This window comes from Aliivibrio sp. 1S128, from assembly GCF_001691065.1.
Lineage (GTDB): Bacteria > Pseudomonadota > Gammaproteobacteria > Enterobacterales > Vibrionaceae > Aliivibrio.
In genome coordinates, this window is record NZ_MAJV01000079.1 from 670 (window position 1) to 1,705 (window position 1,036).

Genomic DNA, 1,036 nt, shown 5'->3' on the forward strand with positions numbered 1-1,036 from the left:
TGTAGCAAATCGTGTTGATGCGATTGTTAGCCTGCGGGTTGCAAGGCACCATTTTTAAATATAAATTCACCTTCTTCGGACTCAAATGTGCCCCCACAACTAGAACATAGTTCATCAGATTTTAACCGACCTTTAATAACTGCATCCAAGGTTCCCATATTAGGAATAAATTCGCCATTAAGCTCACAACCCTCACCATTACATTTAACATGTACAGACTCAACATCTCGAGATTTGGTGGATGTGAAGAATTTTGCAGGAGGTACTATATAATTCCCAAGTTTTGGTTGACCGCGACTATCAGCAACACTTCTGTAAGTGTTCGATATGCCGCCTATAAATGCTAATGTCTCATCGTATAAGTTTTCTGTTTTAAAGCCCCGCCAAAAATTACTGTCATCAAACCAGTATTCTCGCCCTACAATACATATAGCTCTTAGATGAGCGATATCATCTTTATAGATGTTTCGATAACGTTCAGCTTCAGTTAATCCGGTACCAGTAAGGTCGCTATTCAATGCAAAAATAACAGAGCGTATCTTTTCTATTGTGTGATGTTTTTCTTTACCACTTTCATCGACCAGCCCTGGTAAATAACCAAAATCTTTCGCTAATTTCCCGGCGCTGTCATGTGCAACTTTCAGTTCAGTAGCATTAAGAGTTGTTTTCACTTCAATTGTATAAAGCACCGACTCAATTGGGAAAATCCCTAATCTCTGATCTATTAATATTGGTGGTAATATGGATTTATCATATAAAATAATATCTATTTGTGTGGATTGTATTCCAGAATAACTATCTATAATTTGTCCTGTTCCAACACCAATATCAGCAGGTAATAGCGGTTCAAATAATTGTGTTATCAATGCTTCTAGTACACTACCTTTGACACCTTGATGTTCAAAACCAGCCGCCGCCTTAGCTTGTTCAATAGCGGACGCAACTTTAGAACGAAATAATTTTTGATATTGGTTTTCTTTTGCCATACATAAAATCCTAATTTTGTACATTTAGTGGGCTAACGCCTGCATAACAC

General features: G+C 37.5%; 1 protein-coding gene. It reads right to left on the reverse strand.

The annotated features are described in order from the left end of the window. Positions 1-26: 26 nt before the first annotated feature. Positions 27-986: a DUF6602 domain-containing protein gene (locus A6E03_RS10095; RefSeq protein ID WP_065600796.1), complete on the reverse strand. Its 960-nt coding sequence runs from the start codon at positions 984-986 to the stop codon at positions 27-29. Positions 987-1,036 lie beyond the last annotated feature (50 nt).